The sequence below is a fragment of the Fodinibacter luteus genome (assembly GCF_039541575.1).
GTDB lineage: Bacteria > Actinomycetota > Actinomycetes > Actinomycetales > Dermatophilaceae > Fodinibacter > Fodinibacter luteus.
On record NZ_BAABGM010000016.1, the window covers coordinates 40533 to 65976 of the forward strand.

A 25444-nucleotide genomic window follows, 5' to 3' on the forward strand; every position below is an offset into this window, starting at 1 on the left:
CGCGGCAGGGGAGTGCGCCGCTGGTTTGACCCTCGAGGCCGCTCTCGCGTACCGTGGACAGGCCTGTTGCTCGGCTGTTTTCGCATGCCCGTGACCCGCACCGCCCCGGTGCTTCCCCGCAGAGGTCATGGGTTTCCGATGGCGGCCGAGCGCCACCGGCTCCACGACCACCCGGGCCCTCGCGGCCCGCCTCCAGATGAGAGAACCAACGTGAGCAAGCGGACCTTCCAGCCGAACAACCGTCGTCGCGCCAAGACCCACGGCTTCCGTCTGCGGATGCGCACGCGTGCCGGCCGCTCGATCCTCGCCGCCCGTCGCCGCAAGGGCCGCTCCGAGCTCTCCGCCTGAGGCCGGCGGTGCTGCCGGCGCCGAACCGACTGCGTCAGCGGGCGGACTTCACGTCGGCGGTGCGCTCCTCCGGGGGCTGTCGGGCCGGCTCGAAGCTGCTCGTGGTGCACGGCATCCGAACCGACGCGCGTGCGGGGCTCCCGCCGCGGGTCGGTTTCGTCGTGTCGCGCGGCATCGGGGGGGCCGTCGTCCGGAACCGGACCAAGCGGCGGCTGCGGGCGCTCGTGGCGCAGCGGCTGCCCGGCATCCCGGCCGGCGTCGACCTCGTCGTGCGAGCCAACCCGCCGGCGGGCACGGCCACCTCGGGGGAACTGGCCGGCGCCCTGGACCCGTTGGTCCGTCGGGTGGTCGGACGACTGGGAGGCGCGGCGTGAGCATCGGTCGACTCCTCGCGACCCCGCTCATCTGGCTGGTGCGCGGCTACCAGAACCTCATCTCGCCGATGCGCCCCCCGACGTGCCGGTACTACCCCTCGTGCTCCGCCTATGCCGTGACGGCGCTCGAGCGGTACGGCGTGCTGCGCGGTTCGTGGCTCGCGGCGCGGCGCCTGCTGCGCTGCCACCCGTGGACCCCGGGGGGTGTCGACCACGTGCCGCTGCGCGACGACGCCACGGGCCGCCCGATCCCCGGAACGACGGGCCCGCGCGGCCCCGGGGGCGAGCCCGCCCACCGCCCCGTCGCGGGCACCGCTCCGGCGGACCCCCACTGAACCCGTCACGACCGTGACCCCACCCCGCCGGCCCCGGCCGGCACAGCCGTAAGGACATCATGGGCGACTTCTTCAACGCGATCATGGCCCCGATCGAGTGGCTCGTCGCGTGGATCATGTACGGGTTCCACCAGGCCCTGACGGCCCTGGGCATGGACCCCGCGGGGGGGTGGACCTGGGCGCTGTCCATCGTCGGCCTCGTCATCGTCATGCGCGCCGCGATGATCCCGCTCTTCTACAAGCAGATCATGGCCTCGCGCAAGATGCAGCAGATCCAGCCCGAGCTGCAGAAGATCCAGAAGAAGTACAAGGGCAAGAACGACCCTGAGTCCCGGCAGGCGATGACCCAGGAGACGATGGAGCTGTACAAGAAGGAGGGCACGAACCCGTTCAGCTCGTGCCTGCCGATCCTCGTGCAGTCACCCTTCTTCTTCGGACTGTTCCGCGTGCTCAACGGGCTCGACGAGATCGCCGCGGGGACGACGGACGCCATCGGTCCGATCACCCAGGAGGTGGCCGCCCAGGCCGAGTCGGCGACGATCTTCGGCGCGTCCCTGTCGGCGACCTTCCTCGGCTCCGACTCGCTCAACGTCAAGATCGTCACGGCCGTGCTCATCGTCCTCATGTCGGCGACGACCTTCCTGACCCAGCGCCAGCTCATGACGAAGAACATGCCGGCGTCCGCCCTCGACAACCCCTTCGCCAAGCAGCAGAAGCTGCTGCTGTACATCCTGCCGATCGTCTTCGCGGTGTCCGGCGTCAACTTCCCGATCGGCGTCCTCATCTACTGGTTCACGACGAACGTGTGGTCGATGTGCCAGCAGTTCTACGTCATCCGACGGATGCCGGCGCCCGGCTCCGCCGCCGAGAAGTCCTACCACGCCCGCCTGGCGAAGAAGGGCAAGCCGATCCCCGGGGCCGAGGCCGTCGCGGCCGCCGAGGCGGAGACGCAGGCCCAGTCAGCGGCGGATGCGGCGGCGACGAAGAAGTCCGGCCAGCGCCAGCAGCCCACGTCGAAGAAGCGCAAGAAGTCCCAGGCGACCGGCCCCAAGTCGAGCGGGCCCAGGTCGACGGGTCCCAAGTCGACCGGCCCCAAGCCGAGCGGTCGGGCGACGCCGGGCGAGTCGACACCCCCCACGACCTGATCCCCCCTGAGCACAGGAGACCCCATGAGCGAGAACCTCACGCAGGAACCCGAGATGACGCAGGCTACTGCCGACGCCACCACCCCCCCCGACGCCACCCCCGACGCCGCGGGCGGCGACGCCGCCACCCCCGACGCCGCGGGCGGCACCCTCGACGACCAGTCGGACTCGGCGCCGGACGCCGCCGCGGTGGCGGAGTCCACCGCGTCCGTCGAGTCCGTCGGGTCCGTGGAGTCCGCCGAGTCGGTGGAGTCCGCCGACGGCGGCGAGACCGACGACGAGGAAGGGACGGCGAACGCCGGCTCCGCCCCGGCCCCGGCGAGCCGCCGCGACCAGCTCGAGAGGGAGGGCGAGGTCGCCGCCGACTTCCTCGAGACGCTCCTCGACATCTGCGACCTCGACGGGGACATCGACGTCGACATCGACGGTGACCGCGCCGCCGTGTCGGTCGTCGACTCCGAGGACGGCCGCGTTCCGCGCCGCCTGGTCGGCCAGAACGGCCAGGTCCTCGATGCGCTGCAGGAGCTCACCCGGCTCGCGGTCCAGTCCGCGACGGGGGAGCGCAGCCGGCTCATGCTCGACGTGGCCGGCCACCGTGCCGAGCGCCGAGCCTCCCTCGTCACCCTCGCTCGGGAGGCCATTGACGAGGTGCGCACCACGGGCGAGCGGAAGCCGCTCACGCCGATGACGGCCTTCGAGCGGAAGGTCGTGCACGACGAGGTCCTCGCGGCGGGTCTCTCCTCCGAGTCCGAGGGCTCCGAGCCGCGACGCTACGTCGTCATCCTCCCGGCATAGGCGACGTTTCACGTGAAACAGGACGGTGCTGATGACCGTCCCGTGAGCACGCCAGCCGCACCCCCGGGTGCGGCTGGCGTGTTCGGCGACCGGATGCCGCTCGCCGTGCGTTTCACCGACATCCTCGCGGACACCGGAGTCAGTCACGGGCTCATCGGTCCCCGCGAGGTGCCGCGCCTGTGGGACCGGCACGTGATGAACTGCGCGGTCATCGCCGGGACCTTTTCCGAGGGGACCAGGCTCGTCGACGTGGGGTCAGGCGCCGGACTGCCCGGCGTCGTCCTGGCCCTCGTGCGACCCGACCTCGACGTGCACCTCGTCGAACCGATGCTGCGACGCACCCAGTGGCTCGACGGGGTCGTCGGCGACCTGGCGCTCGACAACGTCACCGTGCACCGGGGCCGCGCCGAGGAGCTCGCCGGCAGGCTCGTCGCCCCGTTCGTCACCGCTCGGGCCGTCGCCCGCCTCGACAAGCTGGCGCGGTGGTGTGTTCCGCTCCTCGCGCCCGGGGGGACCCTCGTCGCGATGAAGGGGCGCTCGGCGGCCGAGGAGCTGGCGCAGGACCGTCGGGCGCTCGAGCGGCTCGGACTGTCCTCCGCCGTCGTCAGCGAGCACGGCGCCGGCCTGCTCGACGAGCCGGTCCTGACGGTCGACCTGCGGTTCGAGCGGAGAGCCCAGCCCTCAGCACGGCGAGCGGTGGCCGGGGCCACGAAGCGCCGACGCGGTCCGACACGCCGCTGAGCGGGTGGCGCCGCGGTGCTTGATGGGCCCGGGCCCGGGGACGGGGGTCACGGCGTGCTCGAGGGCCTCGTCCAGTGGCCTGCCGCGACAGACACCGGGGCGGGCACGCACCACGAGACCGTATGAGCGTCGCTGCCCGGGCAGGCCGGGCCCCCGACGGCCGGCGCACCGACAGCCTCAGCGGAGGCTCGACTCACCAGCGATGGCGTCCCGCCTCGCCGCAGCCCGGATCGCCCCGACGAGTGCGATCCCTGAGGTCGGTGTTTCACGTGAAACACGAGCCGGCGTCCGACCCGGACCGGGCGCGGCACGTCGGGCGTGACGGCGCGAACCGGGGAGGACGCGGCCGGGCCCCGGGCCATGAACGGCGTCTTCGGGCACGGACAGCCAACGCGCAAGCCCTCGCCCGTGGCAGGTTTCACGTGAAACGTCTCTGCCCGGCTCGATGGCAGACTCCCCGTCGAACGTGGAGTCCCCGGACCTGACCTGGCTCGGCCCACGTGGCTCGGCTCACGATCTTGGTGGGGTGCACGGGTGGTCCGATCGCCCATGGTCGCGAGCCGGAGGCGCGAGGTGCGGCCGTGCCTCTGCGTGGGTCTGACGGTGGCGGGTGGCCCCGACGGACCGGATCGGTGCTGCCGGACGGGTGACCTCCTGGGGTGGCGCCGCGGTGGGCACCGCGCTGGTCCGATCGCGCAGGACGCCCAGGGATGACGGAGGCATCCAGGTGCGTTCCTGCGGGACCCAGTCGGCCGGCGCTCCAGACAGGCCGACAGCTCCCACCGGGGCTGCACGGTCGCGGGCCCACCCTCCAACGGCGCTGAACGCCTCGAGAGCTCCGACCCCTGTCTGTCACACGTCGTCAGGGCATCCCTCCGGAGGTGGTACGCGTCGTGGTCGAGGGCCTCGACCGCGCTCCGGGAGGGAGGCTGTCGAAGGGACCGCCGCGGCCCCGTCCCGATGAAGACACGCAGGGCGGTCAGCGGTCCGCCAGCAGGCAAGAGACGCGCCCGCCCACCGGGAGGTGCGCCTCTCCGCAAACGCGGCGCGCTCCGCCGGGTCGGCCACGCTCACTCGTCCACAGGTCGGCCGGCGCGGCTTTGGCGTGTCGCCGCATGGTGTTGTTGGATGGCGGGGCCCGAGGACCATCGACGAAAGCAGACGCGTGAGCACAGCCACCACCCAGGATCCGGAGCACCGGACCGTCGTCCGCGGAATCGGCTTTCCCGCGCTGGGTGGTCCGGCGACGACGCCGCTCGGCTGGCCCGGCCCCGACACCGTTTCACGTGAAACCGCCCAGGCGGCATCCGAAGCCGAACCCGCACCCGGCACCGGGCGCCTTCCGACGCCGTCGACGGCGCAGACCGCACCGGGTGCAGAGGACCGCACGCCCGACGGGGCCCAGGACGACACCGAGGAGCGTGAGCAGATCGCGGCCGCCCTGCCCGGCGCCGGCGACGAGACCCCTCTCGCCCAGGCCGTCGCCGACGACGCACGCAAGCGCATCACGCTGAGCGGGCGCAGCGTCCCCCGTCCATCCCGGACCCGTGTGCTGACCGTTGCGAACCAGAAGGGCGGGGTCGGCAAGACGACGACGACCGTCAACGTCGCCGCCGCGCTGGCGCAGGCCGGCAGCTCCGTCCTCGTCATCGACCTGGACCCCCAGGGGAACGCGAGCACCGCTCTGGGCATCGAGCACCACGCCGAGGTGCCGAGCGTCTACGACGTGCTCGTCGAGGGGCGCCCGATCGCCGAGGTCGTCCAGGAGTGCCCCGACGTCCCCGGCCTCACCTGCGTCCCCGCGACGATCGACCTCGCCGGTGCCGAGATCGAGCTCGTCTCGCTCGTCGCCCGCGAGACCCGGCTCCAGAAGGCGGTCAGCGCCTTCGTCGCGGAGCGCGAGGATGCGGGGGAGCGGGTCGACTACGTCCTCATCGACTGTCCGCCGAGCCTGGGTCTGCTCACGGTCAACGCCTTCGTCGCCGCGAGCGAGGTCTTCATCCCCATCCAGTGCGAGTACTACGCCCTCGAGGGCCTCTCGCAGCTGCTGAAGAACATCGAGCTCATCCGCAGCCATCTCAACCCCCGGCTGCACGTCTCGACGATCCTGCTCACGATGTACGACGGTCGCACCCGCCTGTCGGCCCAGGTCGCGGAGGAGGTGCGCGAGCACTTCCCCGACCAGACCCTGCGGGCGAGCGTGCCTCGTTCGGTACGGATCTCCGAGGCGCCGAGCCACGGCCAGACCGTGCTGACCTACGACCCGAACAGCAGTGGCGCGCTGTCCTACCTCGAGGCTGCGGTCGAGCTCGCCGAGCGCGGCGCCGCCGCCCACCAGCCCACGCAGGAGTCGGCATGAGCGAGAAGCGTCGCGCCCTGGGCCGAGGCCTGGGCGCGCTCATCCCGAGCGGTGCGCCCGCTGCGGACCGTCCCGTCGACGTGTTCTTCCGCGACCAGGATGCCGGGCAGCCCACCCAGACGTCCCCGGGCCAGCCGGGTCCGGCCGCCTTCGGACCGGGCGACGACGCAGGTCAGGCGCCCGTCGACCATGCCGAGGACGTCGCGTCTGCCTCCCCTCCCCACGGCGAGCACGACCTTCGTCCCGTGCCCGGCGCCGAGTTCGCCGAGATCCCGCTCGACCAGATCCGGCCCAACCCCCGCCAGCCGCGCACCGCGTTCGACGAGGACGAGCTGGCCGAGCTCGTCCACTCGATCCGCGAGATCGGGGTGCTCCAGCCGGTCGTCGTGCGGCGCGTCCCGCACGGCACGGCCGCCGACGGGGTGCGCTACGAGCTCATCATGGGCGAACGCCGCTGGAGGGCCTCCCGTGAGGCCGGCAAGGAGGTCGTCCCGGCGATCATCAAGGCGACCGAGGAGGACGACCTCCTGCGCGACGCCCTGCTCGAGAACCTCCACCGCAGCCAGCTCAACGCGCTGGAGGAGGCCGCGGCCTACCAGCAGCTGCTCGACGACTTCGGGTGCACCCAGGAGGAGCTCGCCCGTCGGATCGGACGGTCGCGGCCACAGATCTCGAACACCCTCCGACTGCTCAAGCTCCCGCCGCTCGTCCAGCGTCGGGTCGCGGCCGGCGTGCTGAGCGCCGGGCACGCCCGGGCGCTGCTCGGGCTGCCGGACGCCGGCGCCATGGAACGGATGGCCCAGCGCGTCGTCGCCGAAGGGCTCTCGGTGCGTACGGTCGAGGAGCTCGTCACCGTCGGCGACGGGACGACGCCACCCGCCCGTCGCGCTCCCCGCGCCGGAGCCCGGCGGCCGCAGCTCGACGACCTCGCCGCCGACCTGTCCGACCGGCTCGAGACCCGGGTGCGCATCGCGCTCGGCCAGCGCAAGGGCCGCCTCACCGTGGAGTTCGCCTCCGTCGAGGACCTCAACCGCATCCTCGACGCGATGCACCTGCGCGACGGGCGCGAGGGCTGACGGGCCGGCCGCACCACTCGGTCCACACCGAATTGCCAAGAGGCGCGCAACACGGTTGCAACGCACCGGGTTACGCGCCTCCTGACGCAGTGGCACGGGTCAGCCCAGGAAGGGCTCCAGCTCGCGGAGCAGCTTCGGCTTGGGCAGCGCGCCGATGATCGTCTTGACGATCTCGCCGTTCTGGTAGACGTGCATCGTCGGGATGCTCGTGATGCCGAGCTGACCGGTGATGGCGGGGTTCTCGTCGGTGTTGAGCTTGACGATCGAGACCTCGTCGTGGTCGCGGGCGATCTCGTCGAGGATCGGCGCGACCGCGCGGCACGGGCCGCACCACGGCGCCCAGAAGTCGACGAGCACGGGCTTGTCGCTGCGCAGGACGTCGGCCTCGAAGCTGGCGTCGGAGGTGCTGGAGACGGCTCCCATGGGGATCCTTTCGAACGGGTGGGTGGGTGCGAGGTGCCCGATCCTGCCGGAGGGGTCCGACACGGGCCGTGGGTCAGTGGGAGAGGAACCGCTCGGCGTCCAGGGCGGCGGCACAGCCGGACCCGGCCGCGGTGATGGCCTGGCGGTAGGTGTGGTCGACGAGGTCGCCGCAGGCGAAGACCCCGGGCACGTTGGTGCGGGTGGACCGGCCCTCGACGAGGACGTAGCCCTCGGCGTCCAGCTCGACGACGCCCTTGACGAGCTCGTTGCGCGGGTCGTGGCCGATCGCGACGAACAGGCCGGTGACCGGCAGCTCCCGGGTCTCGCCGGTGACGGTGTCGCGCAGCGTGACGCCGGTGAGCTTGTCCGCGCCGTGGATGGCGTCGACGACGCTGTTCCACGCGAAGCGGATCTTGGGGTTGGCGTGGGCTCGTTCGGCCATGATGGCACTGGCCCGCAGCTCGTCGCGCCGGTGCACGATGGTGACCGAGCGGGCGAACTTGGTGAGGAAGGTGGCCTCCTCGACGGCCGAGTCGCCCCCGCCGACGACGGCGATGTCCTGGTCGCGGAAGAAGAACCCGTCGCACGTCGCGCACCACGACACCCCGTGCCCGGACAGCCGCTTCTCGTCGGGCAGGCCGAGCTCGCGGTAGGCCGAGCCCATCGCGAGGATGACCGCACGGGCCCGGTGCTCGGTGCCCTCGGAGTCGGTGACGACCTTGACGTCGTCCTCGAGGCGCACCGACTGCACGTCGTCGGTGATGATCTCGGTGCCGAAACGCTCGGCCTGGGCGCGCATGTTCTCCATGAGGTCCGGACCCATGATGCCGTCCCGGAAGCCGGGGAAGTTCTCGACCTCGGTCGTGTTCATCAGCGCCCCACCAGCGGTGACCGACCCCTCGAACATCAGCGGCTCGAGGTTCGCCCGGGCGGCGTAGACCGCGGCCGTCCACCCGGCCGGGCCGGAACCGATGATGATGACGTTGCGGACGTCCGAGGTCAAAGGACACATCCCCTTGTGGTGGTGGCGGGTACGGACCGCAACATGCGGTGCCATGGTGATGAACCGATCCTAGGCCCGGGGTGTTCCCGCGGGTGACGCGCCCCGCCGCAAACGAAGAGGACCGCCCGGGCCCACGGGGTGACGCAGAAGGTCGACCGGGCCCACGGGGCGGCGCAGAAGGTCGACCGGGCCCACGGGGCGGCCGTCCAAGGGTCGACCGAGCCCACGGGCGGCCGTGCCAGGCCGACCGGCCGCTCAGCCGAGCGCCACCGGGCCGGTGATGAGCCCCGGGGAGCCGGTGGTGCACGAGCGCTCCACCGCGTAGGCCGTGCGCCCGTCGGCGTCGTCGACGACGAGCACCGCCGCCGGCCGACCGTCGACGTCGGCGACGTCGACGAGGATCCCGGCGGCCGGCGCGATCCCGAGGGCGTCGGCACAGGCCCGCGCGCCGATGGGAGTGGCGATCGGCCCGGTGCCCGGCGACTCGGCGGCCAGGGGTGGCAGCGGGTCGGCGCCGCCCTGCCCGAGGGCAAGGGCGGAGGTGGCGAGCGAGGCCGAGGAGTACCCGGTGCCGGACATGACGACGACGACCCGCCCCGACCCGGACCCCGGCACGAGCAGCGAGCGGTCGTCAACACCGCCCTCGTCAACACCGCCCTCGTCAGCACCGCCGCCCTCGTCGGCCGCCTCGCCCCCGGCCGAGGGTGCCGTGCCGCCCGCGGCCGACTCCGCGGTGTCGCTCACCGCCGAGTCCGACCCCGCACCCGCCTCGAGGGAGGCCGTCACCTCGCCGGGCAGGCCGCTCAGCGCGATGCCGCCGAGGCCGATGGCGCCCACGACGGCCGCCGCCACCCCGAGGTGGCGCAGCCGCGGCCGCGACCGTCGCGGCATCGGCACGACGTGCCCGCTCCCCGTGGCGGTCTCCTCCGCGAGGGCCCGGGTGATCCGCGCGACGAGGTCGTCGGGCATCGGCCCGGGGTCGGGCAGGGCCGCGAGCAGCTCCCGCATGCCCGTCGGGTCGTGCTCGACGGGGGCGGTGTCGTCGTGCGGGTGGGTCACGTGGTCCTCCGGGACGGGCCCTCGGGGGGAGTTGAGCGGGACAGGGGGTGGCGCACCCGTGGTGCGGTCCGGGAATGGGACGTCACGGGGCCCTCCCCGGTTCCCGGGCCGACGGATCGCCGCCGCCGGTGTCGCCGACGCCCTCGCCTGGTCGCAGGAGCGCGGCGAGGGCCTCGCGCCCGCGGAAGCACCGTGACTTCACGGTGCCCTCGGCGACCTCGAGCACCTGCGCGGCCTCGGCGACCGACAGCCCGTGCATGTCGACGAGCACGAGCGCCAGGCGCTGCCCCTCCGGCAGCCGCGCGAGCGCCCGGTGCACGTCGACACGTGCCTCCGCTGACGCGTGGTGGTCGTGACGGTCCGGGAGGTCGAGCTCGCCGAGGTCCCCGGCCCGGCGCACGAGGTCCCGCTCGCGGCGGATCCGGTCGAGGCACGCGTTGACGACGATCCGGTGCAGCCACGTCGTCACCGCGGCGTCGCCGCGATAGGCGTCGGCACGCCGGAACGCCGAGATGAAGGCCTCCTGCACGGCATCCGCCGCGAGCTCGCGGTTCGCCGTCGTGCGCAGGGCGACGGCGTACAGGCGGTCGCGGTGCCGGCGGAACAGCTCGCCGAACGCCGCGCCGCCGTCCCCGTGGACGTGTCGGGCGATGAGGTCGCGGTCGGTGAGCGTCGTGAGGTCGTCAGGCATCCCGGACCGCCCGGCGTCAGCCGGTGACGACGACCTCGTTGAGCCAGGCCCGGTTCTTGCCCTCGTCGTCGGTCGTCAGGCCGGTGAACCACACGACGATGTACTGACCGCTGACGTCGGCGGGCACCTCGAACCGCACGGTGCCCTCGGCCCGGTCCTTCTCGCCGATCTTCGTCGCGCCGTCGAGGCGGTTGTCGGGCCCGACGTGCACCTCGACGTCGGTGGGGACCGGGATGACGAGCTCGACCGCCTGCGGCTTCTTGTTCGGGCCGAGGTCGACGATGACCCCGAGGCCCTTCTTCAGTCCGCCGAACTCCTCGGACCGGTAGTTCTCGGAGAACCACCCGGTGGCCGGGTCGCCGTCGTAGACCCGTGGGGTGAGGCGGTTGTTCTCCTCGCCGTCGCCCTCGGGGTCGTAGGCCTCGACCTTGAGGATGGCCAACGGTTCGGGGGGGCCGGCCGTGCCCTCGCTCGGCTGCGGCGACGCGCTGTCCGACGGTGCCGGCGAGGACGGTGCCACGGTCGTCGTCCGGGGGGCCGGGGCCGCGGTGCCACCGAAGATGTCCCCGCTGTTGGAGCCGATGCGCGACACGCCCCAGATGCCGATGACGAGCGCCAGCACGAGAAAGCCGGCGACGATGCCGAGCGCGAGCTTCGACTCGTCCTTGGTCAGCGGCTCGGCGGGCACGAGGGGGGCCGGCGCCTCGAGCCCGTCGACGGTGCGCCGCGGTGCCGTGTCGGTGCTGAGCTCGGAGACCCGGTCGACGGCCCGGCGGGCCAGGCCGCCGACGCGCTCACCGACCGACCCGAGCGCGCCCGCGACGGCGGCACCGGCAGCCGCACCGCGCGCGCGGTCGCCGCCGGACGTGGTGCCCGGCTCGTCGTCCCAGCCGTCTCCGGCGTCGCGCTCGGCCCGGCGGTCGGCGGGACGAGCGGGCCCGACGGCAGGTGGGCCCGCCGTGAGGGACCCCGGCGCTTCGGTGCGGGGGAGCACGCGAGTGGCCTCGGTCGTGCTGCCCACGTGGTCGTCGCCCGCACGGGCAGGGCTGCCGGATGCCGGGGCGCGCGCCACGGATGCCGTGGCCGCTGCGGTCGTGGCGCCGACGCCGGCCGCGCCGACGCGCGCCGCAGCGGCGTGGGCCGGACCGCCGGTGGCGGAATCTGCGCCCTCGGTGGGGCCGGCAGCGGCGGCAGCCGGTGTTCCGCCGCGCCCGTCGGCGTCAGGACGTCCCCCGGCGGGACCAGGTGTGGCGGCGCCCGCGCTCGCGTCGCCACCGACGGCACCACCAGCAGCCGCGGCGCCGGCACCCACCGCTGCACCCCGCCGCCCGAGCGGCCGCTTCCTCGGCCGGCCCGCCGCGGGAGGCCCTGCGGTCTCGCTGCGGGCTGGACCGGCATCCCTGAAGACGTCGAGCGCGTCCGGTGGGCGCGAGGTGGGCTCGTCGGCAGGGGGGAGGACGGGCTGCTCGAGGGTGTCGGAGGGGGACGCGCTCGTGGCGGACGGCGACCCGCGCGTGGCGGACGGGGACGCGTTCGCGGCGGACGGGTCCGACCCCGGGCGGGCGGTGTCGTCGCCGGGCGAGCCGGTGTCGGCGACCCCCGGCGCGCCCGTGGTGGCGGCCCCCACCCCCACCGCGGCGGCACCGGTTCCTGCGGCGGCACCGGTTCCTGCGGCGGCAACGGTTCCTGCGGCGGCACCTCCGGCAGCCCCGGCACCGGCGCCTGTCGGACGGGCCCCCGTGCGCCCGGCCACCTGCCGCGACGGCCACGGGGCCACCTGCCGGGCGTAGTCGCCGGGGCTCGTGGGCCCCTGGTCGTCGTTGAGGGTGAGGCGGCAGATCGCGTCGAGGTCGCGGGGCACGCCGGCGGCGATCTCCGACGGCGCGGCGACCCCCCCGGGCACCCGCGGCGCCGCGCCGAGACCACTGTCCCCGGCACCGAGCGGCCACAGCCCGGTGAGGCCGGCGTACGCGAGGGCCACGACTCCGACGGCGTCGCGCCGCGCGGCATCCTCGGATTCGGCGCCGTCCTGGCCGGAGCGCACGGCGGCGGTCTCGAGGCCACGCAGGCGCACGTCGCCGTCGATGGTGCGCAGGACGTCGTCGGGCGTGAGGTCGAGGTGGTGCATGCCGCGCTGGCGCGCCGACTCCAGGGCCGCGGCGACCTCGCCGGTGAGGCGGCGCACCTCGTCGCCGGGCACCCCGCCGTCGCTGACGAGCGCGGCGAGGGTGCGGGCCTCGCCGAGGTCCTCCTCGACGACGTAGGCGACGTCGGCATCCTCGCCGACGTCGAGGATGCGGACGAACACGGCGTGGGTCACCGAGCCGGCCCGGCGGGCGGCGTCGAGCAGGGCGGCGGCCCGGTGGTCGTCGGCGGCCATGCAGAGCACCGACACGCTGCGTCCCAGGGTCGTGTCGTCGGCCGACCACCGCTCGGTGTCGTAGAGCTGCTCCAACCGCCGGCGAACGGTGTATCGGCCACCGAGGACGGTGCCGGGACCCACACCCCTCACCGGTGCTCCTCTCGATCGTCGGTCAGCGCGCGCGGCGCCCCCGCCATCCGCGGCCGACGGGTGCCCCGCCCCATAGTAGGCACTGCGACCTCAGCGACGACGCAGCCGCCGCGTCACGGGATCGAGCGCCGTGGAGATCTCGCGCACCCCGAGCGCCCGGGCGACGCCCCAGGTGACCCCGAGCTGCACCACCCCCGCCGCGGCGAGCACGAGGGCGCCGGCGACGAGCCCCGGCACCCCACGGGTCTCGCCGAGGTCGGGGAAGAGTTCGCCCACCGCCCACGCGAGGGCGAGGGCCGTGACGGCGGCCGGTGCGGCGAGGCGCAGGTAGACGAGCCCCGTGCCGCGCAGCCCGAGGTGCCCGTGCCGGCGGTGCAGCACCCAGAAGCCGACCGCCGCCGACATGACGAAGGCGAGGGACTGCCCGAGGCTGAGCGCGAAGGCGGTGACGGAGGGGTGCAGGGTGAGCGCCACGAGGGCTCCGACGGTCGCGACGCTCGTCGTGACGCACTGGAGGCGGAAGGACATCCACGTCATCTGGTGGGCGTAGAAGACCCGGTCGTTGAGGTAGGTCCAGGCCATCGGGACGACCATCCAGACCAGGCCCTGGAGCACGACGGCGATGGCCCGGGTCTCCTCGAGGCTGTTCTTGAAGAAGAAGGTCGACGCGACGTAGGGCGCCATGACCCCGATGAAGACGATGCCCGGCACGATGATGACCGACGGCAGGCGCATGCCCTGGTCGTGGTAGCGCAGCACGAGCCGGTGGTCGCCGTGGCTCGCAGCCTCGGAGAGCCGGGTGTACAGCGCGGTGACGAGCGAGACGGTGACGAGCCCGTGCGGCAGCATGACGATGAGCAGGGCCTGCGAGAACGCGGTGAGACCGGCGACGTCCTCGCCGAGCTCGGTGCCGCGCCGGGTCGCGCCGGTGAGCACGTTCGACGTGACGACGTAGCCGAGCTGGCTCACGACGATCGAGCCGAAGGTCCACTTCGCGACGTTGCTGACCTCGCCGAGGCCGTGCCCGCGGATGCCCCACACCGGCCGGTAGCGGAACCCGATCCGGCGCAGCGGGATGATGAGCGACACGGCCTGGATGACGATCGACAGCGTGGCGGTGCCCGCAAGGATGCCGATCATCTCGGGTGTCCAGTCCTCCGGTGCCGCGCCCGTGGGCAGACCCGCCTGCTGGAACCACACGAGCCCGATGACCGCCACGATGTTCGCGATCGCCGGGGCCCACATGTAGGCCGCGAAGCGCCCGTTGGCGTTGAGCACCTGGCCGAGGATCGTGTACAGCCCGTAGAAGAAGATCTGCGGCAGGCAGATGACGGCGAACACCGTGGCCAGGCGGATCGCGGCCGGGTCGTCGAAGCGCGAGTAGATGCGCACGAGCAGCGGCGCCGCGAGGGTGAGCAGGACCGTGGCCACCCCGAGCAGGGCGAGCGAGAGGGTGATGATCCGGTTGACGAACTCGTCGCCGTCGGGGCGCAGCCTGGCCCGGACGATCTGCGGGACGAGGATCGCGTTGAGGGTGCCGCCCGCGATGAGGATGTAGAACTGGTTCGGCAGGTTGTTCGCGATGGTGAACGCGTCGGCGGCGTAGCCCGTCGTGCCGATGACGCCGGTGAGCAGGGCGGCGCGCACCAGCCCCACGGCCCGGCTGACGAGCGAGCCCGAGGCCATGATCGCGCCGGATCGCCCGATGCTCGGCTGCGTCGTCCGCGGCCCCGACACCTGCGCTGGTTCGGTGGATGCCGTGGGCGCGCCGGGTGCGGTGGGCGCGCCGGGTGCGGTGGGGGCGCCGGGTGCGGTGGGTGCGTCGCCTGCCGCAGCGTCCGCCGGGCCACCCTCGTCGGGGTCGACCTGCCGGACGTCCGGGTCGTGGGGGTCGGTCATCCGGCGCGGTCAGGCGTCGCCGGCGAGCCGCTGCCACGCGACCCGGGCGATCCGCCGCTCGTTGGGGAAGGTGAGGTGACGGTGCGCGTCGCGCAGCGGCAGCCACGCGACGTCGATGGCCTCGTGGTCGGGGTCGTTCTCGATCGTGAGGTAGCCGCCGACGGCCTCGAGGAGGTAGTGGTGGACGTACTTGTGGATACGCCGCTCCCCGGCGGCGAACCAGTAGTCGATCGTGCCCAGCTCGATGAGGACCTTGCCGATGATGCCGGTCTCCTCGGCCACCTCGCGCGCCGCGGTCTGCGGCAGCGTCTCCTCGCCCTCGATGTGCCCCTTCGGCAGGCACCACTCGACGCGCCCGGCCCGGTTGCGCCGGGCGATGACGGCGATCCGTGCCTCACCCTCGTGGACGTCGACGACCACCCCTCCGGCGCTGCGCTCCTCGACCGCCGGGAGCCGCCGGGGGGGCACCCCGGGCGGATCGGCGGCGGCGTGGCTCATCTGGTCACTGTAACCAGTGGGGCGCGCACCGGCCGGGACGACGGTGGGCCGCCCCCCACCCGCGCAGTCAGGCCCACCGGGCGAGTGGCGGGCACGACGCGTCTGGGGGCGGGGACGCACCGGGCGCGGGCGGGCACGCACCGAGCGCCGGCCGCATACCCTTGGTCCTCGTGTCCACCCGTCAGCCGCCGACCGCCCTGCTGCGCCGGGCGGTCGCCCACCTGGCGCCCGTCCTGCCGCTCCTCACCGACCTCGGCGATCGCTTCGCGGCCGCCGGGCACGACCTGGCGCTCGTCGGGGGGCCGGTGCGCGACGCCCTCCTCGGCCGAACCGCGACCGACCTCGACTTCACGACGTCGGCCCGCCCGGACGAGACCGAGGCGGTGCTCCGCGACTGGGGGACGGCGACCTGGGACATGGGGCGCGAGTTCGGCACGATCGGGGCCCGCGGCGACGGCACCGTCGTCGAGGTGACGACCTACCGGGCCGACGCCTACGACGGCGTGACCCGCAAGCCCGTCGTCGCGTTCGGCGACTCGCTCGACGACGACCTCGTGCGTCGCGACTTCACCGTCAACGCGATGGCCCTGCGCCTGCCCGACCTCACCTTCGTCGACCCGCACGGCGGGCTGCGCGACCTCGACGCCGAGGTGCTGCGCACGCCGTCTCCCCCCGAGGTGTCCTTCGGAGACGACCCGCTGCGGATGATGCGCGCCGCCCGGTTCGTCGCTCAGCTCGGCTTCGTGCCCGCGCCCGAGGTGTACGCGGCGATGCGCGACATGGCGCCGTCGATCGCGATCGTCTCGGCCGAGCGGGTGCGCGACGAGCTCGTCAAGCTCGTGCTGGCCCCGCACCCGCGCGCCGGCCTCGAGCTGCTCTGCGCGAGCGGCCTCGCGACGCACGTGCTGCCCGAGCTGCCGGCCCTGCAGCTCGAGGTCGACGAGCACCACCGCCACAAGGACGTCTACGAGCACTCGATGACCGTCCTCGAGCAGGCGATCGACCTCGAGGGCCCACCCGGGGGACCGCCCGACTCGGTGCCCGGTCCCGACCTCGTGCTGCGCCTCGCGGCGCTCCTGCACGACGTGGGCAAGCCCGCGACCCGTCGCTTCGAGGCCGGCGGGGGCGTCTCCTTCCACCACCACGAGGTCGTGGGCGCCAAGCTCGCGGCCAAGCGGTTGCGGGCGCTGCGCTTCGACAAGGAGACGACGAAGGCCGTCGCCCGCCTCGTCGAGCTGCACCTGCGCTTCCACGGCTACGGCGAGGGGCAGTGGACCGACTCCGCCGTGCGCCGCTACATCACGGATGCCGGCGACCTGCTGCCCCGCCTGCACCGCCTGACCCGGGCCGACTGCACGACCCGGAACGTGCGCAAGGCCCGGCGGCTCGCGGCGACGTACGACGACCTCGAGAACCGCATCGAGCGCCTCCTCGAGGAGGAGGAGCTCAAGGCGGTGCGCCCCGAGCTCGACGGCAACGAGATCGCGGCCGCGCTCGGCATCCGTCCCGGCCCGGTCCTCGGGCGGGCCTACAAGCACCTGCTCGCGGTGCGCCTGGACGAGGGCCCGATCGGGCCCGACGCCGCGCGCGAGCGCCTCCTGCGGTGGTGGGCGGAGCAGCCCGAGTCCGGGGTCGCCGGGAGCGGGTCGTGAGCGGGTCGGCGCCGCGCGAGCTGCGCGGCACCGGGCTCGTCGTGCGAGCGGGCGCGGCGACCCACGTCGGCCGGGTGCGCGACCACAACGAGGACGCCCTGCTCGCCTCCGGCCGGGTCTTCGCCGTCTGCGACGGCATGGGCGGGCACGCCGCCGGTGAGGTCGCGAGCCGGCTCGCGGTCGAGGCGCTCGCGACCCTCGACGAGCACCCGCCGGCGGGTGCCGACGACGTCACGCGCGCTCTCGGGCAGGCGAACGAGCACATCCTGCGCTCCGAGGCCGCCCACCCGGAGCAGCGGGGCATGGGCACGACGGCGACGGGCCTCGTCGTCGTCGACGCCGGCGACCACGAGCAGTGGGTCGTCCTCAACGTCGGCGACTCGCGGGTCTACCGGCTCGCCGAGGGCGGGCTCGGGCTCGTGACGCGCGACCACTCGGAGGTGCGCGAGCTCCTCGAGGCCGGCCTCATCGATGCCGACGAGGTGCCGACCCACCCCCTGCGCAACGTCATCACCCGCGCCCTGGGCTCCGACCCGGCGCCAGAGCCCGACCTGTGGGTGCTGCCCCCGACGGCGGGTGAGCGCTTCGTCGTGTGCAGCGACGGGCTGTCCAACGAGCTGGCCGACGACGAGATCGAGCACCTCCTCACGGCCGCGCCGGACCCGCAGGCCGCGGCCGACGCGCTCGTCGCGGCCGCCGTGCGGGCCGGGGGCCGGGACAACGTCTCCGTCGTCGTCGTGGCCGTCGACCCCGAGTGACCTCGAGTCGGGTGCTCAGTTGGCGGCCCGGGCGACCACCTGAGCACCCGACTCGAGGCGCACGACGAGAGCGGGCGGCATCCGGACGCGTGTGTCTCGTCCGGATGCCGCCCGCTCGGGTCGGTGGGTCAGCGCGCGGTCAGCGCTCCTCCTCGCCGCGGATGAACGCCTCGAGCTTGGCGCGACCGAGGTCGTCGGGTCGCTGCTCCGGCGGGGACTTCATGAGGTAGGACGACGCCGACAGCAGGGCGCCGCCGATGCCGCGGTCCTTGGCGATCTTCGCGGCGCGGATCGCGTCGATGATGATGCCGGCCGAGTTGGGGGAGTCCCACACCTCGAGCTTGTACTCGAGGTTGAGCGGCACGTCGCCGAAGGCGCGGCCCTCGAGGCGGACGTACGCCCACTTGCGGTCGTCGAGCCATGCGACGTAGTCGGACGGGCCGATGTGCACGTTGCGGTCCTCGGTCTTGCCGGCGAGCGAGCCGGTGAGGTTCGAGGTGACGGCCTGGGTCTTGGAGATCTTCTTGGACTCCAGGCGCTCGCGCTCGAGCATGTTCTTGAAGTCCATGTTGCCGCCGACGTTGAGCTGGTAGGTGCGGTCGAGCTGCACGCCGCGGTCCTCGAACAGCTTGGCCATGACGCGGTGGGTGATCGTCGCGCCGACCTGGCTCTTGATGTCGTCGCCGATGACCGGCACACCGGCCGCCTCGAACCTCGCCGCCCACTCGGGGTCGGAGGCGATGAACACGGGCAGGGCGTTGACGAAGGCGACGCCGGCGTCGATGGCGCACTGCGCGTAGAACTTGTCGGCCTGCTCGGACCCCACCGGCAGGTACGAGACGAGCACGTCGACCCGCGCGTCCCTGAGCGCCGCGACGACGTCGACCGGCTCGGCCGCCGACTCCTCGATGGTCTGGCGGTAGTACTTGCCGAGGCCGTCGAGCGTCGTGCCGCGCTGGACGGTCACCCCGGTCGTGGGCACCTCGGCGATCGCGATCGTGTTGTTCTCGGAGGCGTTGATGGCCTCGGAGAGGTCCTTGCCGACCTTCTTGTCGTCGACGTCGAACGCGGCGACGAACTCGACGTCGCTCACGTGGTAGTCACCGAACCGCACGTGCATGAGGCCGGGCACGGTCTGGGTCGGGTCGGCGTCACGGTAGTAGTGCACGCCCTGGACGAGTGAGGACGCGCAGTTGCCGACACCGACGATGGCGACGCGGATGGTTCCCATGGGCTTCTCCTGGGGTTGTCGTGGTGGGTTGGTGGACGGTGGGTGGTGGTCTGGGACCGGTCGCGCCGGCTGGCGGCTACGGCTGCGGACCGGGGTCGGTGGGGTGGCGCCGCTCCGCGTCGATGAGCTCGGTGAGCCAGCGCACCTCGCGCTCGGTCGTCTCCTCGCCGTGCCGTTGCAGGGCCGAGGTGTAGGCGTCGAGCCGCTCGCGGCTGCGTGCGGAGGCGGCGCGTACCCGCTCGAGGTCCTCCTCGACCCGGGAGCGGCGACCCTCGAGGATGCGCAGCCGCACGTCGCGCTCGGTGCGGGCGAAGAAGGCGAAGCGCACGTCGAAGCCGTCGTCGTCGTAGGCCGAGGCGTCCGAGCGGGCGACGAGGTCGGCGAAGTGCTCCTTGCCGGCGGCGGTCAGCTCGTAGACGACCCGGGCCCGCTTCCCCACGTGGGCAGCGGCCGGGTCGGGGGTCTCGGCGATGAGTCCCCGGCCGAGCAGCCCCTTGAGCGCGGGGTAGAGGGTGCCGTACGACAGCGCCCGGAACGGGCCGAGGGCGGTGTTGAGCCGGCGGCGCAGGTCGTAGCCGTGGGTCGGTCCCTCGTGGAGCAGGCCGAGCACGGCGAACTCGAGGAGATGGGCGCGACGGCTCACCACGGGTGCCTCCTCGGCGACGACAAGAACGGACCTGACAAACGCGGCGTTTGTCAGGTCGATGGTAACACAGATATATCGGTGCGATACATCGGTTTCGAGGTCGTGCCCGGCCGCCGGCCGACGGCGGATTCAGGTTTCCCCAAGGAAGGCGGTCATACTGGCCGTTGGGTCCGTGCGCTCCTCCCCGTGCGCACCGCCCCGCTCTCCTCCCCGCTCCCTCCCCGGAAGTCGCATGAGTCAACGCAAGCCCCGCACCCGCGCCGAGGCCCGGCAGGCCGCTGCCGCCGAGGCGGCATCGAGCCGCTCCGGCGGCCGCCGCGCCACGGCATCCGCATCGCCCTCGACCGGCCGCAGGTGGCTGCGCCGGGGGCTGTGGGCGGTGCTCGGGCTCGGCATCCTCGGCCTGCTCGGCCTCGGTGTCGCGTACGCGACGACCGACATCCCCGCGCCGAACGAGATCGCGACGGCCCAGGCGTCGATCGTCTACTACGCCGACGGCAAGACCGAGATGGCGCGACTGTCGGACAGCGAGGGCAACCGCGAGTCGGTGCCGCTGTCCACGGTGCCCGAGCACATGCAGAAGGCGATGCTCGCCGCGGAGGACCAGGACTTCTACCAGAACCAGGGCATCTCGCCGACGGGCATCGCCCGGGCCGTGTGGGTCGCCGTCAAGGGTGGGCAGGCGACCCAGGGCGGGTCGACGATCACCCAGCAGTACGTCAAGAACTACTTCCTCACCTCGGACCGCACGATCGAGCGCAAGGCCCGCGAGATCCTCATCGCCGTCAAGATCGACCAGCAGCAGACCAAGGACGAGATCCTCGAGAACTACCTCAACACGATCTACTACGGCCGCGGTGCGTACGGCATCCAGACGGCCGCCAAGGCCTACTTCAACAAGGACGTCTCGAAGCTGACGGTCGCCGAGAGCGCCTTCCTCGCCGCGGTCATCCGCGGGCCGTCCCTCTACGACCCCGGCCTGGGCGAGGAGCAGGTGGCCAACGCGCAGGAGCGCTCCGGCTACATCCTCGACGCAATGGTCGAGCAGGGCTGGCTGAGCCAGGCCGACCGGGACGCCGCGACGTTCCCCGACACCTTCGTGAAGTACAAGCCGCGCTCGCAGGGCGGCACGACGGGCTACCTCGTCGAGATGGTCAAGGACGAGCTCGTCACCAAGCACAAGATCTCCGAGTCCGACATCGACCGCGGCGGCCTGCGCGTCACCTCGACGATCGAGCGGCCCAAGCAGGCCGCGATGCAGAAGGCCATCAAGGACGAGCGGCCCGCCGAGGACGACGTCAGTGTCGGCATGGCCTCGGTCAAGCCCGGTGACGGCGCCATCGTCGCGCTCTACGGCGGGTCCGACTACGCCAAGCGCCAGCAGAACGCCGCGACCCAGGACAAGATGCAGGCCGGCTCGACCTTCAAGATCTTCACCCTCATCGCCGCGCTGCAGACCGGCGACGTCAGCCTGAGGTCCCGCTACGACGGGTCGAGCCCGCAGTACTTCGAGGAGTTCGCGTCACCCGGCGCCGACAGCGCCACCGAGCGCCGCGGCCGGGTCAAGAACTTCGGCAACGAGTCGTTCGGCCGGATCGACCTGCGCCGGGCGACCGGGAGCTCGGTGAACACCGTCTACGCCGCCCTCAACATCGAGGCGGGCCCCGAGAAGTCGATGAAGGCCGCCGAGGACGCCGGGGTCCGCAGCCCCCTCGAGCCGAACATGGCCAACGTGCTCGGCACCGACTACGTCACCGTCATGGACATGGTCAGCGCCTACGCGACGATCGCCGCCGAGGGGGTGCGGGCCGAGCCGTACATCGTCCAGGAGATCGGCTTCCAGGACGAGGGCGTCGCCCCGATCACCGTCGAGCCGCAGACCCAGCAGGTCTTCGACAAGGACCTCATGTCCGACGTCATCGACGCGATGACCTACCCCGTCGAGGGCGGCACCGCCCGTTACGTCGGCCGGAACCTCGGCCGCCCGGCCGCGGGCAAGACCGGCACCTCCGAGAGCTTCCGGTCCGCCTGGTTCGACGGCTACGTCCCCCAGCTCGCGACCGCCGTCGGCCTGTACCGCAGCGGTGAGGACGGCGAGGAGCTCGCGATGGAGGACCTGCCGGAGTCGGGCGACATCACCGGCGGCACCTACCCCACGCGGATCTGGACTGCCTTCATGGAGGACGCCCTGGAGGGCGTCGACGTCGAGCAGTTCCCCGAGCCGGCGAACATCAACAAGGACGCCGCGCCCCCGCCGCCGCCGACGCGCACCCAGGCTCCCCAGCCGGCCGAGCCGACGAACGCCCCCCCGCCGACGACGAGCGCGCCCCCGGCGACGCCGACGCCGTCGGAGACCGAGACCGAGAAGGAGCCCGAGCCGGAGCCCGAGCCGTCGAAGACGAACGGCAACCCGAACCCCGGAGGGCCGAAACCGACCGGGACGATCGAACCGGTCGCCCCGGAGGACGACTGACGGTGGTCACCGACGTCGCCGCGGTGCGTGGACGCCGCGCCTGAGCCGGTCCTGCCCCCGGGCCTGACCACCGCCCTCGGTGGTCCCCGGGGGCGTCGGCTGCGTCCCTCGGGTGGCGGCCCGCTCGCGGCGCTCGCGCCAGTCGTCCTGCTGCTCGCGCTGCCCCTGGCGACGGCGCTGCTGCGGCAGGCCGGGTGCCTCGGGACCGGCTGGCGCGGGGGGACGCCGGTGTGGCGGCAGTGCGCCTCCCCCCTCGTGGAGTCGTTGCCGGCCGCCGACCTCGGGCGGGGCCTCGCGGCCTACCTCACCGGGGCGGTCCGACTCGACGAGCCGGCGCTGTCGGGAGCGGTCACCGCCCTGCTCGCCGGGCTGGCGCCCGGTGGCGGCACCACGCAGCAGCGGTGGTTCCTCGCCCTGTGGGTCGTGCTCGTCGCACTCGTCCTCGCCGGGCTCGTCGTCGCCGTGGGAACCGTGCGCGACCACCCGCGCGCCGACCCGGTCGCCCTCGCCCTGTCACCGGTGCTCGCCCTCACGGTGCTCCTGTCCTCCGAGCTCGTGCCGCTCGCGTTCGCGGTGCTCACGCTGTGGGCCTGGACGCACGCCCGGGTGCGCCTCGCGGGCGTCGCCGGCGGTCTCGCGCTGCTCGCCGGCCCGGTGTCGGCGCTCGTCCTGCTGGCCGCGGCGCTGCTGCCCGCCCCGGGTGGCCGGGCGGTCGTGCGCCGCCTGCTCGGCACGGCGGCCGTGACCGCCCTCGCCGTCGCGGTGCCGGTGGCCCTGCTCGACGTCGGCACCCTCGCCCGCCCGTATGCCGCGTGGTCGGGTGCCGGGGCGGGCCCGGGGTCACCGTGGTACCTCTTCACGCTGGCCGGCCTGCCGGTGCGCCCCGGTCACGTCGCCGTCATCGCCGGGCTGGGCTGGGTGCTCGCCGCGGCCCTCGTCGTCGTGCTCTCCCGGCGTCGGCCCCGCCCGGTCGTCGCGGCGGCCGCGCTCGTCGGGGTCGCGGCCGTGCTCATGACGGCTCCCTCGTTCCCCCCGTACGCCGCGATCTGGGTCGTCCCCTTCGTCGCCCTCGTCGGGGTGCGGTGGCGCGACCACCTCGTCTGGGCGCTCGCCGAGGCGGTTCACGCGGTGGCGCTCTTCGGGCACCTCACCGCGCAGACCGACCCCACCCACGGGCTGCCGGCGGGGTGGTACGCCCTCGCGCTCGTGCTGCGGCTCGTGGCCGTCGGGTGGGTCGCCCGGCAGGCGTGGGTGTCGGGAGGCCTGCCGGATGCCGTGCCTCGCCCCTTCGCGAGTTGGGGGGATCCCGCCGCGGCCGGTACCCTGAGCAGGTTGCCCTCTGAGCGGCCTGTGGACAACTCCCCGGGCCCTGTCGGCAGCAGTGCATACCCTCCTGTCACGGAAGGACCGTGACCGCCACAGACCAAAGGAGGCGGGTTAACGCATGCGTCAGTACGAACTCATGGTCATCCTCGACCCGGAGCTCGACGACAGGACCGTCCAGCCGTCGCTGGAGCGGTTCCTCAAGGTCGTGACCACCGACGGCGGGTCCGTCGACACCGTCGACATCTGGGGCCGCCGTCGCCTCGCGTACGAGATCAAGAAGAAGTCCGAGGGCATCTACGCCGTCGTCAACTTCACCGCCGAGCCGGCGACGGCCAAGGAGCTGGACCGCCAGCTCGGCCTCAACGAGTCGGTCATGCGGACCAAGCTGATGCGCCCCGGCGCCTGAGCGACGTCCACACCGCACACCGTCGGAACGACTGACGAAGGAGCCCCCTGACCCATGGCAGGCGAGACCACCATCACGATCGTCGGCAACCTCACTGCCGATCCCGAGCTCCGGTTCACCCCCTCGGGGGCCGCCGTCGCGAACTTCACCGTGGCGTCCACGCCGCGCACGTTCGACCGGCAGGCCAACGAGTGGAAGGACGGGGAGACCCTGTTCATGCGCTGCTCCGTCTGGCGCGACGCGGCCGAGAACATCGCCGAGTCGCTCCATCGGGGCACGCGGGTCATCGTGTCGGGCCGGCTGAAGTCGCGCTCGTACGAGACCAAGGAGGGCGAGAAGCGCACCGTCGTCGAGCTCGACGTCGACGAGGTCGGCCCGTCGCTGCGCTACGCCTCGGCGAAGGTCACCAAGGCCGAGCGCGGTGGGTCCGGGGGCGGCTTCGGCGGTGGTCAGGGTGGTGCCCAGCAGCACGACCCGTGGGCCACCGGTGGCTCCCCGCCGGCTCCCCAGCAGGGTGGCCAGGGCGGGTGGGGTGGCCCGCCGGCCCCCCAGCAGCCGCAGCAGCCGCAGGGTGGGCAGCAGGGTGGCTGGGGCCAGGCCCCGAGCTACGACGAGCCCCCCTTCTGACCCGACCGACATCCGGGGCTGCGCCACCACGGTGACGCACCCCCCATCACCGAACGACACCATCCCTGGGAGACCAGGGCTCGTCCGCCGGCAGCACGCCGGCAGAAGGAGAGCACCACGATGGCCAAGCCCGCCATTCGCAAGCCCAAGAAGAAGGCCAACCCGCTCAAGGCGGCGAAGGTCGAGAACATCGACTACAAGGACGCCGCGCTGCTGCGCAAGTTCATCTCCGACCGTGGCAAGATCCGCGCTCGTCGGGTGACCGGTGTCACCGTTCAGGAGCAGCGCCTCATCGCCAACGCCGTCAAGAACGCGCGCGAGATGGCTCTCCTGCCGTACTCGAGCTCGTCCCGCTGACCGCCCGAGAAGGAGCCAGAACGATGAAGGTCATCCTCACCCACGAGGTCACCGGCCTCGGCACCGCCGGTGACGTCGTCGACGTCAAGGACGGCTACGCCCGCAACTTCCTCTTCCGTCGCGGGCTCGCGACGGCGTGGACCAAGGGCGGCCAGAAGCAGGTCGACGCGCTCGCCAAGGGCCGCGAGGTCCGCGCCGTGAAGTCCCTCGAAGAGGCGCAGTCCATCAAGGGCACCCTCGAGTCCAAGGCGATCACCGTCGCCGCCCACGCCGGCACCGGGGGCCGCCTCTTCGGCGCCGTCTCCACCGCCGACATCGCCGCGGCCGTCCAGGCGGCCGGCGGCCCGGAGCTCGACAAGCGCCGCATCGAGGTTCCGACCCCGATCAAGACGACGGGCACGCACTCCGCGCTCGTGCGCCTCCACCCCGAGGTGCAGGCGACCGTCGAGCTCGACGTCGTGGCCGGCTGACGCGCCCACCATCCGCCGACGCGCACCCGAGGCCCCGGACCGAACGGTCCGGGGCCTCGTCGCGTCCGGCCGACCTCCGGGGCGTCGGCCGGGCGTCCTGTGGCGGTGGGCGCGGCTCAGCGCACCGCCGGGCGGTCTCGCGGCGGGACGTGACCGGCATCCACGAGGATGCCGGTGCCACCGGTCACGAGCACGCGCATGGCCACAGCATTCCGGTCCGGACCCCGCCGGGGCAATGGC

25 protein-coding genes are annotated in these 25444 nt (G+C 73.3%); 16 read left to right on the forward strand and 9 right to left on the reverse strand.

Annotated features, from left to right (window positions below):
* Window positions 1-210: 210 nt before the first annotated feature.
* From rpmH to ABD899_RS13610, 8 genes are all read left to right on the forward strand, one after another.
* The gene (gene rpmH, locus ABD899_RS13575; RefSeq protein WP_345206898.1) at window positions 211-348 is read left to right on the forward strand and encodes a 50S ribosomal protein L34; all 138 of its coding nucleotides are present in this window, start codon (window positions 211-213) and stop codon (window positions 346-348) included.
* A gap of 59 nt (window positions 349-407) precedes the next feature.
* Complete coding sequence (rnpA, locus tag ABD899_RS13580) at window positions 408-722, forward strand: ribonuclease P protein component (RefSeq protein ID WP_425474977.1); 315 nt, start codon at window positions 408-410, stop codon at window positions 720-722.
* The gene (gene yidD / locus ABD899_RS13585) at window positions 719-1057 is read left to right on the forward strand and encodes a membrane protein insertion efficiency factor YidD (RefSeq protein WP_345206902.1); all 339 of its coding nucleotides are present in this window, start codon (window positions 719-721) and stop codon (window positions 1055-1057) included. Before rnpA ends, yidD begins: the two co-directional genes overlap by 4 nt.
* Before the next feature lie 59 nt (window positions 1058-1116).
* A complete protein-coding gene (gene yidC / locus ABD899_RS13590) occupies window positions 1117-2202 on the forward strand; it encodes a membrane protein insertase YidC (protein WP_345206904.1) in 1086 nt (361 codons plus the stop codon).
* Between the two features lie 24 nt (window positions 2203-2226).
* Complete coding sequence (locus ABD899_RS13595) at window positions 2227-2997, forward strand: R3H domain-containing nucleic acid-binding protein (RefSeq protein ID WP_425474970.1); 771 nt, start codon at window positions 2227-2229, stop codon at window positions 2995-2997.
* Window positions 2998-3039: 42 nt separating this feature from the next.
* On the forward strand, window positions 3040-3738 hold the full coding sequence (gene rsmG / locus ABD899_RS13600; protein WP_345206906.1) for a 16S rRNA (guanine(527)-N(7))-methyltransferase RsmG: 699 nt from the start codon (window positions 3040-3042) through the stop codon (window positions 3736-3738).
* A gap of 1165 nt (window positions 3739-4903) precedes the next feature.
* Entirely contained in the window at window positions 4904-6097 is a 1194-nt protein-coding gene (locus ABD899_RS13605; protein ID WP_345206908.1) for a ParA family protein, read from the forward strand.
* Window positions 6094-7173, forward strand: a complete 1080-nt coding sequence (locus ABD899_RS13610; protein ID WP_345206910.1) for a ParB/RepB/Spo0J family partition protein — start codon at window positions 6094-6096, stop codon at window positions 7171-7173. The genes ABD899_RS13605 and ABD899_RS13610 overlap by 4 nt, the downstream gene beginning before the upstream one ends.
* Window positions 7174-7272: 99 nt before the next feature.
* On the opposite strand, the gene trxA is transcribed toward ABD899_RS13610, so the two are convergent.
* From trxA to ABD899_RS13645, 7 genes are all read right to left on the reverse strand, one after another.
* Window positions 7273-7596 (reverse strand): thioredoxin, encoded by a 324-nt coding sequence (trxA, locus tag ABD899_RS13615; RefSeq protein ID WP_345206912.1) that lies wholly within the window; start codon window positions 7594-7596, stop codon window positions 7273-7275.
* A gap of 73 nt (window positions 7597-7669) precedes the next feature.
* Window positions 7670-8608: a thioredoxin-disulfide reductase gene (gene trxB / locus ABD899_RS13620; protein WP_345207094.1), complete on the reverse strand. Its 939-nt coding sequence runs from the start codon at window positions 8606-8608 to the stop codon at window positions 7670-7672.
* Window positions 8609-8854: 246 nt separating this feature from the next.
* A complete protein-coding gene (locus tag ABD899_RS13625) occupies window positions 8855-9658 on the reverse strand; it encodes a hypothetical protein (RefSeq protein ID WP_345206914.1) in 804 nt (267 codons plus the stop codon).
* A gap of 82 nt (window positions 9659-9740) precedes the next feature.
* Entirely contained in the window at window positions 9741-10349 is a 609-nt protein-coding gene (gene sigM / locus ABD899_RS13630) for an RNA polymerase sigma factor SigM (RefSeq protein WP_345206916.1), read from the reverse strand.
* A gap of 16 nt (window positions 10350-10365) precedes the next feature.
* Window positions 10366-12861 carry a protein kinase family protein gene (locus ABD899_RS13635; protein ID WP_345206918.1) on the reverse strand — a complete coding sequence of 832 codons (2496 nt, stop codon included), beginning with the start codon at window positions 12859-12861 and terminating at the stop codon, window positions 10366-10368.
* 90 nt (window positions 12862-12951) lie between these two features.
* The gene (gene murJ, locus ABD899_RS13640; protein WP_345206920.1) at window positions 12952-14760 is read right to left on the reverse strand and encodes a murein biosynthesis integral membrane protein MurJ; all 1809 of its coding nucleotides are present in this window, start codon (window positions 14758-14760) and stop codon (window positions 12952-12954) included.
* Between the two features lie 9 nt (window positions 14761-14769).
* Window positions 14770-15258 carry an NUDIX hydrolase gene (locus ABD899_RS13645; protein WP_345206922.1) on the reverse strand — a complete coding sequence of 163 codons (489 nt, stop codon included), beginning with the start codon at window positions 15256-15258 and terminating at the stop codon, window positions 14770-14772.
* A gap of 170 nt (window positions 15259-15428) precedes the next feature.
* Between ABD899_RS13645 and ABD899_RS13650 the strand changes: the two genes are divergently transcribed.
* A complete protein-coding gene (locus ABD899_RS13650) occupies window positions 15429-16910 on the forward strand; it encodes a CCA tRNA nucleotidyltransferase (protein WP_345206924.1) in 1482 nt (493 codons plus the stop codon).
* Complete coding sequence (locus ABD899_RS13655; protein ID WP_345206926.1) at window positions 16907-17668, forward strand: PP2C family protein-serine/threonine phosphatase; 762 nt, start codon at window positions 16907-16909, stop codon at window positions 17666-17668. Before ABD899_RS13650 ends, ABD899_RS13655 begins: the two co-directional genes overlap by 4 nt.
* Before the next feature lie 139 nt (window positions 17669-17807).
* Here ABD899_RS13655 and ABD899_RS13660 read toward each other — a convergent pair whose 3' ends face one another.
* Both ABD899_RS13660 and ABD899_RS13665 read right to left on the reverse strand, forming a co-directional pair.
* Window positions 17808-18899 carry an inositol-3-phosphate synthase gene (locus tag ABD899_RS13660; RefSeq protein ID WP_345206928.1) on the reverse strand — a complete coding sequence of 364 codons (1092 nt, stop codon included), beginning with the start codon at window positions 18897-18899 and terminating at the stop codon, window positions 17808-17810.
* Window positions 18900-18975: 76 nt separating this feature from the next.
* A complete protein-coding gene (locus ABD899_RS13665) occupies window positions 18976-19545 on the reverse strand; it encodes a PadR family transcriptional regulator (RefSeq protein WP_425474971.1) in 570 nt (189 codons plus the stop codon).
* Window positions 19546-19777: 232 nt separating this feature from the next.
* Between ABD899_RS13665 and ABD899_RS13670 the strand changes: the two genes are divergently transcribed.
* From ABD899_RS13670 to rplI, 6 genes are all read left to right on the forward strand, one after another.
* A complete protein-coding gene (locus tag ABD899_RS13670) occupies window positions 19778-22018 on the forward strand; it encodes a transglycosylase domain-containing protein (RefSeq protein ID WP_345206930.1) in 2241 nt (746 codons plus the stop codon).
* A gap of 27 nt (window positions 22019-22045) precedes the next feature.
* Window positions 22046-23431, forward strand: a complete 1386-nt coding sequence (locus ABD899_RS13675; protein WP_345206932.1) for a hypothetical protein — start codon at window positions 22046-22048, stop codon at window positions 23429-23431.
* 31 nt (window positions 23432-23462) lie between these two features.
* Window positions 23463-23750, forward strand: coding sequence for a 30S ribosomal protein S6 (gene rpsF / locus ABD899_RS13680; RefSeq protein WP_345206934.1), 288 nt, complete (start codon window positions 23463-23465; stop codon window positions 23748-23750).
* A 54-nt stretch (window positions 23751-23804) separates the two neighbouring features.
* The gene (locus ABD899_RS13685) at window positions 23805-24377 is read left to right on the forward strand and encodes a single-stranded DNA-binding protein (protein WP_345206937.1); all 573 of its coding nucleotides are present in this window, start codon (window positions 23805-23807) and stop codon (window positions 24375-24377) included.
* A 120-nt stretch (window positions 24378-24497) separates the two neighbouring features.
* On the forward strand, window positions 24498-24734 hold the full coding sequence (gene rpsR, locus ABD899_RS13690; RefSeq protein WP_345206939.1) for a 30S ribosomal protein S18: 237 nt from the start codon (window positions 24498-24500) through the stop codon (window positions 24732-24734).
* 23 nt (window positions 24735-24757) lie between these two features.
* Window positions 24758-25204 (forward strand): 50S ribosomal protein L9, encoded by a 447-nt coding sequence (rplI, locus tag ABD899_RS13695; protein WP_345206941.1) that lies wholly within the window; start codon window positions 24758-24760, stop codon window positions 25202-25204.
* Window positions 25205-25444: the final 240 nt, after the last annotated feature.